General features: G+C 45.4%; 8 protein-coding genes. 5 read left to right on the forward strand and 3 right to left on the reverse strand.

Translation table 11 applies throughout. From position 1 onward, the window contains the following. The coding region (locus B3180_RS14210; protein WP_286845149.1) for an acyl-CoA dehydrogenase family protein at positions 1 to 950 on the reverse strand (950 nt) is incomplete at its 3' end. Between the two features lie 126 nt (positions 951 to 1,076). Here B3180_RS14210 and B3180_RS14215 point away from each other — a divergent pair. The 3 genes from B3180_RS14215 to B3180_RS14225 are packed head-to-tail and all read left to right on the forward strand — an operon-like array spanning position 1,077 to position 4,416. Then, entirely contained in the window at positions 1,077 to 2,486 is a 1,410-nt protein-coding gene (locus B3180_RS14215; RefSeq protein WP_278358385.1) for a sensor domain-containing diguanylate cyclase, read from the forward strand. Next, positions 2,486 to 3,844 carry an MBL fold metallo-hydrolase RNA specificity domain-containing protein gene (locus B3180_RS14220; RefSeq protein WP_286845152.1) on the forward strand — a complete coding sequence of 453 codons (1,359 nt, stop codon included), beginning with the start codon at positions 2,486 to 2,488 and terminating at the stop codon, positions 3,842 to 3,844. The genes B3180_RS14215 and B3180_RS14220 overlap by 1 nt, the downstream gene beginning before the upstream one ends. Before the next feature lie 53 nt (positions 3,845 to 3,897). Beyond that, positions 3,898 to 4,416 (forward strand): porin family protein, encoded by a 519-nt coding sequence (locus B3180_RS14225; protein WP_278358387.1) that lies wholly within the window; start codon positions 3,898 to 3,900, stop codon positions 4,414 to 4,416. 42 nt (positions 4,417 to 4,458) lie between these two features. Here the strand turns inward: B3180_RS14225 and B3180_RS14230 are convergent, their stop codons facing one another. Next, entirely contained in the window at positions 4,459 to 5,157 is a 699-nt protein-coding gene (locus B3180_RS14230; RefSeq protein WP_278358388.1) for a nucleoside-binding protein, read from the reverse strand. 170 nt (positions 5,158 to 5,327) lie between these two features. On the opposite strand from B3180_RS14230, the gene B3180_RS14235 reads away from it, so the two are divergent. After that, a complete protein-coding gene (locus B3180_RS14235; RefSeq protein ID WP_278358389.1) occupies positions 5,328 to 6,917 on the forward strand; it encodes a GGDEF domain-containing phosphodiesterase in 1,590 nt (529 codons plus the stop codon). 46 nt (positions 6,918 to 6,963) lie between these two features. Continuing rightward, on the forward strand, positions 6,964 to 7,659 hold the full coding sequence (locus tag B3180_RS14240) for a 2OG-Fe(II) oxygenase (protein ID WP_222236822.1): 696 nt from the start codon (positions 6,964 to 6,966) through the stop codon (positions 7,657 to 7,659). A gap of 37 nt (positions 7,660 to 7,696) precedes the next feature. Here B3180_RS14240 and B3180_RS14245 read toward each other — a convergent pair. Beyond that, positions 7,697 to 9,718, reverse strand: a 2,022-nt coding sequence (locus tag B3180_RS14245; RefSeq protein ID WP_286845157.1) for a M16 family metallopeptidase, incomplete at its 5' end; no start/stop codon positions are given.

Here is a 9,718-nt window from a genome sequence, read left to right on the forward strand (position 1 = left end):
CCAATCATGCAGTCATAACGTGTGGTTGCGACCATCTCGATGATGGTTCGAACGCCTCGGCCTTCTTCACCGACCATCCAGCCCAAAGCACCGCGAAGCTCAGTTTCACTTGAAGCGTTCGCTGCATTGCCCATTTTCTGTTTCAATTGCTGAAGTTGGATAGGGTTTTTTGAGCCATCAGGGCGCCATCTTGGAACTAAAAAGCAGGACAGGCCACTACGAGTTTGTGCCAGCACTAAAAACGCGTCACACATGGGAGCGGAGACAAACCACTTATGACCAACCAGCTCGTACGCCTGGCCGGAACCTTCTGTTGTCAACGGATAAGCCCGCGTAGTGTTACGCCGTACGTCTGACCCTCCTTGTTTTTCCGTCATTGCCATACCAATAGTCACGGCATTTTTTTCTGTGTGAGGAATGTTTCTCGGGTCGTATTGACGGGCGGTAATTTTTGGGGCCCACTCTTCGAATAAGCCAGGCTGATGCCTCAGTGCCGGAATTGCGGCAAAGGTCATGGTAATAGGACAGCCGTGTGAAGCTTCTACCTGCGTGTGAAGGTAATATTTAGCCGCGCGAGCGACATGGGCTCCTGATTTCGGGTCACTCCATGGGCTGGCATGAAGCCCGTGCTCAATTGCTGTTGTCATTAATTGATGATAACTGGGGTGGAAGTCTACCTGATCAATACGGTGTCCGTAGCGGTCATGAGTACGTAATTCGGGTTGGTACTTGTTAGCCTGGAAACCAAGTTCAATGCTTTCCTTTTTACCTGCCAGCTCGCCAAAAGCAATAAGATCGGAGTAAGCCCAACTGGCACCTTCGCGCTCTACAGCTTGCTGCAGAGCTTTATCGGCCAGATAAAGGTTATAGTTTTCTAACGGTTTAGGCTGGTTTTCAACTTCATGGGTGCTAGCCATAAATTGTTCGGCTTGTGGGTAGTGCTCTGTCATTTCTTACTCCTTGTTACTTCTGAGTGAAGCAAGATAAATTTTATTCGTCAATAGACTAATGGTTGCCTTTTGAGCGTTTTTTGATAACAGTAAGGTCAACAATTAACAACAAATGCAGTAATTGCCTTGCTTCAAACTATTATTAGAAGTCTGATACTCGTCGTTGTCTGGATACTCCTTTGGCGTATTGCGGCAGTGATGGAGTATGGACCACATGCGAGTATCTGGTTCCCCCCTGCGGGACTGACGTTTGCCGCATTCCTGGTTATGAGCTGGCGGGCCTTTCCGGCCATTCTTATTGCCGGAGTTGTCACTACCTTCTGGGTTTCGGAGTTATACGGAAGCGGTACTCCGGCTAAAGAGTTGCTAACTACGGGCGTTCTTTTTGGTTTTGCTCACACCTTACCTTATTTCTTAGGCGCCTGGTTATTGCGTTCAAAGCTTACCCGACTGGGCAGTTATGGGCTTGCCAGCACCATAATGACGTTTCTTGGTGTTGCTGCGCTTTCATCATTTTGCGCCGCCTGGTTGGGCACCGAAGTCATGATCTCAGGCAAGCTGCTGGAAGCCGACGCTATTTGGTATACCTGGCTGCCCTGGTGGATAGGAGATATGAGCGGGGTTATCGTTCTTTCACCGATTTTTATTGCTCTGATGAGTTGGCGTTATCCGCAACTGGAACATTGGCTTGGAGGGCTTAGCTTTACGGTAAAAACTGGTAATCAGAGCTCTTTTCTTTGGAAACTGCTGCTTATTCTGGCTTTGCTGAGTTTAAGCCTCATATTGACGGCAACCGCAAACAAAGATGAAGCGGCTTTCTCAATATTCTTCCTTATTCTCCCTTTACTGTGGGTTTCGTATACCGAGTCGCCTTTAAATACGGCCATATCATTAGCATTATTCAGCACTATTACGGCATTTTCTGTCGGCATCTTAGGGTTGATGGACTACGCTATTGTGTATCAGTTTGCCGTTACAATAATTGCGGCAAGCGCCTGGTTTGGATTAACGGTCCCGACACTCATGGCGCATAATGAGTTACTGACCCGGCAGGTTTCTGAGGACGGGTTAACGAAAACAGCTTCGCGTGAACATTTTATGCAGAGTGCTGATGCTTTAATGAATCTGGGTAAGCGTCAAAATAAACCACTTTCGTTGATCATGTTCGATGTGGATGAATTCAAAAAGATTAATGATAGTTATGGGCATGTGGCCGGTGATCGTGCTCTTGTGCAGGTGACAAATATCGTTACTTCGGTCCTGAGAAGCAGTGACTTGCTCGGACGTTTTGGTGGTGACGAGTTTATGATTTTACTGCCGGAAAGTTCATTGCAATTTGCTGAAGAAACAGCGGAAAGGCTGCGAATGGAAATAAACAGGGCGAGATTAGAGGGCACTAATCATGCCTTTTCTTGTAGCTTTGGAGTGGCTGAAGTCGTGCCGGATGAGCATATTATGGCCACTATCGACCGCGCCGATAAAGCATTGTTAGCAGCTAAGAAGAGTGGGAAAAACTGCATAGCCAGGGAGAACTGATGCGTATTGTATTTTTAGGTGGAGCGGAAACCGTCACCGGGTCAAAATATTTGGTGGAAACAGATTCCACCCGAATTCTTATCGACTGCGGGCTTTTTCAGGGATACAAATGGCTACGTAGACGTAACTGGCAGCCCCTGCCTATGGGGATAAACCAAGTGGATGGTGTGGTTCTAACGCACGCACATCTTGACCACTCTGGCTTTGTTCCTGTGCTTTATAAAGCGGGTTTTAGGGGCACGGTCTTTGCCCATCATGCAACATCGGGACTGTGCGACATTCTACTCGCCGACAGCGGACGCATTCAGGAAGAAGATGCGAAGTATCTGGGAAAACACAAGTTAAGTCGACACGAAAAGCCCGAACCCTTATACGATGAAGCTACAGCAAAGTCAGCTATGAAGCTATTTCAGGGCGTTGAGTTTCATCAGCAGTTTGAAATAGGGGATATTAAGGTCACTTTGCAGCCGGCGGGTCATATTCTGGGCGCTTCAAGCGTTATTATAGAAGCAGAAGGCAAAAAAGTTGGGTTTTCAGGAGATGTCGGGCGGCCACAAGATATCATGATGTACCCGCCGGAACCTTTACCTGATTTAGATCTGCTATTGCTTGAGTCCACCTACGGCGATCGGCTGCACAAGGAAACTGAAGATGCAGAAGAGCAACTCGCTGCCGTGGTAAAAGAAACGTCTGAGGCTGGTGGTGTTTTACTAATTCCAAGCTTTTCCGTCGGCAGGGCGCAATTGTTGCAGTACTTATTAGTCAAGCTTATGGAAGAAGGCCGAATACCCAGACAACCCATCTATTTAGACTCTCCTATGGCAATTAATGTGTCAGGTCTTTATCAACGCTATCATCAGCTGCATCGTCTGTCTGACTCTGATTGTGCCAGAACCTTTGGTACCGTTGAATATACGCGCTCAGTTGATGAGTCTAAGGCTATTGCCTCTCAGTCCGGACCGCATATTATTATTGCCGGAAGTGGTATGGCGACAGGTGGGCGTATTCTTCATCACTTTAAGCGCTGGCTAGGCGATCATCGCGCAACGGTTCTGTTTAGTGGCCACCAGGCGGGAGGAACGCGTGGGGCTAAAATGCTGCAGGGGGGTGAATCGATAAAGCTGCATGGCCAGTGGCTACCGGTCAAAGCCCGAATACGTTCGTTAGAAGGGTTGTCTGGACATGCCGATTACCAAGAGATTTTGGATTGGCTAGCGCAGTCTGAATTAAAGCCCAATACGCCGATTCAATTAGTGCATGGTGAACTGGATGCTCTTGAGGCTTTTCGCGACTGCTTAATGCAACGCACATCTTACGACGTTGAGGTGGCTGATTATCAGGGGGTATATCACCTTTAGCCGGTTCTGTTAAAATACCTGTAACGGAAAAATTGTTTTTATAAGGAAATCCAATGGTGTTTTTTCGAACGGCTTTATTAGGTAGTGTATTTTTATTCTTTAGTGCGTTGAGTCAGGCGCAGGACAGTGGTTATTACGGAGCTGCATCTTTAGCTCAACTGAATGTTGATACGGAACTGGAAGGTACTCCTTCATTTACTCCGCATGTGGTCAACCTGATGTTGGGCTACCGCTATAGCAATAGCCTTTCTGCCGAAGCTCGTTATGGCTTTGGAGTACACAGCAGTAGTGATAGGGGCGTCAAGTTTGAGACCGATTATATAACCAGTCTATTAGCGAAGCCGCGCTTGTATTTGTCGCCAGAAGTTGCGTTATACGTGACCGGTGGCTTTTCCCGTGGGAAGTTTATGGTAGCTGGTGAAGATACAACGTTAAACAGCGTGAGCTACGGGGGCGGAATTCAATATGACCGGAACCCGAGAACCACTTATTTTATCGACTGGATAAAGCTGATTGATAAAGACGAATACGAGATTAATACTTTAAATATTGGTGTGACTTATCGTTTTTGAAGTGGACGTGAAAAAAAGGGGCTGTGATAGCCCCTTTTTTTGTTAGAAGTGCCATTTAACCAAAAGATTAGGGTTTTTCTCTGTCACTCCGTCAATATAGAACTTATTACGCCAGTAAACATACTCAATACCCACGTAAAGAGGTGCCGATAACTCAAAGTAAGGAGCAATGTTCCACTTTAGTTGAGAGGTGAAGTTAAGGTTCGCCGGGCCAACGTTGCTGATACCTGAAGCGTAATCAATGAAACCGTCAAACATCCACTGTGTTTCACCAATAGAGAAAGGTAAGCCCCAGCTGGCAGTCAACTGATAGTTATTTGGCAAGCCATCGTTATTTCTTTTATAAGCATCAAGCTCAAAGAACTGGAAACCGGGAACATCAAATGCGGCACCAATACCGTATAAGTAATTGGTAAAACCGTCACCGACCTCAGCCGTTGTGGTGAAGCTAATATTTTTTACCGGGTTATCGTCAAACTCAAGCAGGTAGAATTCAGGTGAAAACTCGATATAGGTTTCGGTATCGCCGTTATCCGATTCCAGTCTGTCAGCAAAACTGAATATTTTGCCCCAACTATATCCGCCAACGTACTCCAGGGTGAGTACGTGACGATTGGGATCGCCGACTTCGTAATCGCTTCCGTTGAGATAGGTAAGGCTGGTGTCAGACCAATAACGTTCGGCGTTAACAGCAAAAGGAAATGAGCTGCACAATAGAAGTACTAATATCAGTTTTTTCATCGGGTATAACCTAAAAAGCAGTTAGCTGAGTTAAATTTGAGCGGATTATACGGGACTGGGTGAGTAAGGTTAAGTAAATATCTTGGGTTACGGACTGTTATTATCTCGGTAAATTCGGTACATTACAAAAAGCTAACATTTCTTTTGCGACTTAGGCCGAGCAAGCATGCATGCGTGATCAATTTTTGTTAAAGCAGTACATTAATACGCTTGAATCTGCAACTTTGTGCGCGCGACTGTCGCCAAACGGCAACATTCGCTGGATGAGCTCTTCTCTCCATAAATTATTAGACATTCATTATCTGAAGAAAACCACGGCTTTTTCTGCCTTCCTGCATCAAGACAACCGTAACGATATAATGGATGCGATAAAACAAGCGACAGACAGTGGTGAGGCCTGGAATGGTTCACTTTGCCTGAATAGTAACAGTCGCAGCAATTGGTGTCGGTGTATGGCTATCCCTCTGTACGGAACCGATGGTCACTTAACCGAACTGGTTTTACTGTTTCAGGATATTTCGCGTGAAATGTACCTTGACGAGCTATTGCATGAAGCCCGGTTTGATCAGGTTACCGGGCTTGCGACACGAGTTGATTTATTGAATGACCTTAAACGTGTTGGCACACAATGTCTTGCCGTTATGGATATTCGTAAGTTTAGAAGCTATGCCGACTATTACGGTTTAGAGTTTGGTGACGAATTACTGCGCCAGTTTAGCCACTGGGCATCTGAGACTTTAAAAAGTAAACACATAAAAATTTATCGACTGTATAGCGACAAGTTTGCGCTTATCCCGGATTTTAGAATGATCCCTAATTTGTTCGAGGATCACCTGCTCAGTTTCTATCAGTCATTGCTATCAAAGAAGTTCGTGATTGGCAGTAGCGACATTGCGTTGGATGTTGCTATTGGCATGGGTGTGGGTCGTGGTAAGCAATTGCAATTGGCAGAAAGTGCGTTATCAAAAGCAAAAGTTATTTACTCGGGTTACAAAATTGAAGTGGTTTATGAAAAAGAATTTATGCATGAGAATAAAGTGAACTGGATACCGAAGATTCAGTCCGCTTTGACGGATCATCGCTTTGTGAACTATTACCAGCCCATTAAAAGTACAAAAGAAGGGCAGCCGAATTATTACGAAGCGCTGGTGCGGTTAAGAGATGATAACCACGATTTAGCCCCCGGATTGTTTCTCGATAAAGCAAAAGCAACACGTTACTACTGTGAAATTACGCGCTCTGTCATTGAGCAGGCGGTTCTTACCTCAGAACAATACCAGGTTGCCATTTCCGTAAACTTATCAATAGAAGACATTCTGAATGAAGAAACCGTAAGCTTCATCCATTATGTGCTTGCTGAGCATAAGAAAGCTCAGCTTATTTTCGAAATTACGGAAACTGAATCAACTGAGGACTTCACGAAAATCCAGTCCTTTGCGAAAGATGTTCGACGACTAGGCGGCCAAATTGCAATTGATGACTTTGGCGTTGGTTACTCTAATTTTTCGCGTCTGATACGCCTGCGTCCGGATTATTTAAAAATTGACGGCAGTATTGTTCAGAATGTATTACATGACCCGACAAGTGCCAGTATTCTCAATGGCCTAATTAGTATTTGTAAAGAGTTACGTATTCCTATTGTGGCGGAGTTTGTCGAGAACGAAGACGTGAATACCTACCTCTGCGACCAACAGATTGAATATCTGCAGGGATACTACATTGGCAAGCCATCCCCGGAAGTGAACCGCGTATTAAATTAAGCCTTTTTGATTTTTAAAACACATAAGGTCAGGAAAAGTCACTGCTATGAATGATTTCATTGAAACTTATGATAATGCTCTTTCGAGCGAGTTGTGCCAGCAACTCATCGATGTTTTTGAACAGTCCCCTCACACCTTTGATGGCCGAACGGGTGGTGGGGTGGATACCACGAAGAAGGTCAGTACCGATTTATCGCTCAATGCCCACCCGGAGTACCAGGAATTATTGCTGAAAATTCAGCAGACAACAGCACGTCACGCGCTGGAGTACTTTAAGAAGTACCGATTTGCTTTAATTGGGCCTGTGGCACTGACACTGCAACACCCGAAAACAAAACAACCTGTTGCTTTAACTAATGATAACTTTGATGAAGTTGCGAAAGGCAACGAAATGGCAATTATGCAAAAGCTGTTTCGGGTTGGCGCAATACAAATGCAGCGTTATAGAAAAGGCAAAGGCAATTACAATTACTGGCATTGTGAAGCTTATCCGCAAAAAGGATCTACTGAACCATTGCACAGAGCTTTATTGTTTATGTATTACCTGAATGACGTGGAAGATGGCGGAGAAACGGACTTTTATTATCAGAACCGTTCGTTACACCCTAAAGCGGGTCAAATGGTGATAGCACCTGCGTATTTTACTCATACTCACAGAGGAAGAACGCCGGTTTCTAACGATAAATATATTCTTACCAGTTGGATTCTGCACAGTCGTGCAGAGCAATTATTTGGCGCATAAAAAATCCCCCAGCCGGGAAGGCTGGGGGCGAACATTATTATTTAATGTCTTCTTCACTTAGGATAGTCACTTCCCCAAGGTTAAGTTCACGAATCTTATCTTCAATTTCAGCTAAGTCGCCAACAATAACCCAGGTCATAGCGTCAGGTTTTAGAACCTTATCGGCATTTTCATGAATATCGTTAAGGGTAATAGCGTTGATGCGCTGTCCATAAGCTTCCAGGTATTCAACGTCTTTGCCTTTATTGAAAGTACTGACCAAACCGCTAAGCAGGCTACCCTTCGTTTCGTACGCGCCAGGTAATTTAGCTGTTTTATTAGCTTTCACCTTGGCAAGTTCGTCTTCTGTAGCAGGCTTATCGCCTTCGTATTGAGTAAACTCTTTTACGATTTCCTCAACAGATTCTTTGGTCTTGTCCGTTTGTACTGGTGCCAAAGCCACTAATAAGCCCGGACCTTCGTTGTCCAGCCAAATTGAGCGAGCACCGTAAGACCAGCCTTTATCTTCACGTAAATTCATGTTCAGACGGCTGGTAAAACTACCACCAAGGATGGTGTTCATAACATCGATGGTGTCAGCGTTATCAACCTGACCAGAAGGTGCCAGCTGTCCGGCTATAATTAAAGACTGTGGGTTCCCTGGTTTATCAATAAGGAAAACACGGCTGGTTTCAGAGGCCATTGAAGCATCAAGCGACTTTTCAGGCTTGTCAGAAGCCGGAGCCTGCCAACTAGAGAACTGCTCTTCTAATAGTGACTGCGCTTGCTCAACGGTTGTATCACCAACGATAACCAACTTTGCGTTGTCGGGACGTAACCAGGCTTGCGCATGCTCGACCAAGTCTTTACGAGTTAAAGACTTGATAGACTCAACCGTACCTGAACCCGTTAACGGCTGACTATAAGCGTGACCTTCACCGAACATCAAGCCCGGAAGAACACGTAGAGCCTGAGTTTGAGGGCGTGCCTCTTCCTTGCGAATGCCTTCTATCCAGTTTGAACGTTTGCGTTCAATTTCTTCTTCAGATAAGGCCGGATTTTGTAGAACGTCATTCATTAACGCCAGACTTTCAGCGAAGTTAACGCTAAGTGTGTCCATGCTAATACGTGAGCTATCGAGACTGGCCGAGGCATTTAAGTTGGTTCCTAAAGACTCTAAGCGCTTATTTAATTCTAGTGCACTCAGGTTTTCAGTACCTTCTTTTAGCATCGACATGGTGTAACTTGCTGTACCGAGTTTACCGCCAACATCTGAGGCATAACCACTGTCAAAAACCAGACTCATTTCAATAGTTGGTGTATCGCTGCGCTGTGCCAGATAAACTTCTAAACCATTGGACAAAGTAAATTGCTCAACTTCTGGCAGCTCTAATTGTGGTAAGTCGCCGACATTGGGTAGTTGTGAACGGTCTGCATTGGTCTCTTGCGCAGTGTAGTTAGGTTGTGGAACGACATTAAGAACGAAGTCACCATGACTTAACCACTGTTCTGCAGCGTTTTGCAGGTCGTTGGTTGAAGCTTGTTTAGTCCACTCCATTTCTTTTTCGTAAAAGCCCGGGTCATTATGATAGACCGCGCCAGAGGCGAGTATGTCGGACTTGCCACCGAAGCCACCGACTTTTTCAGCGCGACGAACAAAATCTGCCGTAGTGCTGAACTTAGTGCGTTGTAATTCTGCTGCTGTCGGGCCTTCTTGTATTAGGCGCGCAAGTTCTTCATCGATAATTTTTTCAATTTGTTCAAGTTCAACACCAGGCTTGGCGTCGGCCGTGATCATAAATTGACCGGCCAGTTTGCGACCGTACTGGAAGGCTCCTACAGAACTGGCAATTTGCTCGTTGTAAACTAAACGTTCATAAAGTCGTGAGTTTTTACCGTTAGCTAAAATATCGGCCAGAAGGTTAAGGTACTCAGAGTCAGCAGTTCCCATTTGTGCGGTATTCCACACTTTATAAACTCGAGGAGCCGGAACGCGATCCTCCATGGTTGCACGTTTTTGTTCGTCGCGCTTAGCAACCCAGGCTTCATGCTTCTTCAATGGCTTGCCAGGTCCGATATG

Source organism: Idiomarina sp. UBA4206, from assembly GCF_002383015.1.
GTDB classification, from domain to species: Bacteria; Pseudomonadota; Gammaproteobacteria; order Enterobacterales; family Alteromonadaceae; genus Idiomarina; species Idiomarina abyssalis.

Excerpts from the sequence above, each read along its gene's own strand:
- B3180_RS14225 (WP_278358387.1), top strand. The coding sequence starts at position 3,898 with ATGGTGTTTTTTCGAACGGCTTTATTAGGTAGTGTATTTTTATTCTTT.
- B3180_RS14240 (WP_222236822.1), top strand. The coding sequence starts at position 6,964 with ATGAATGATTTCATTGAAACTTATGATAATGCTCTTTCGAGCGAGTTG.
- B3180_RS14235 (WP_278358389.1), top strand. The coding sequence starts at position 5,328 with ATGCGTGATCAATTTTTGTTAAAGCAGTACATTAATACGCTTGAATCT.
- B3180_RS14220 (WP_286845152.1), top strand. The coding sequence starts at position 2,486 with ATGCGTATTGTATTTTTAGGTGGAGCGGAAACCGTCACCGGGTCAAAA.
- B3180_RS14230 (WP_278358388.1), bottom strand. The coding sequence starts at position 5,157 with ATGAAAAAACTGATATTAGTACTTCTATTGTGCAGCTCATTTCCTTTT.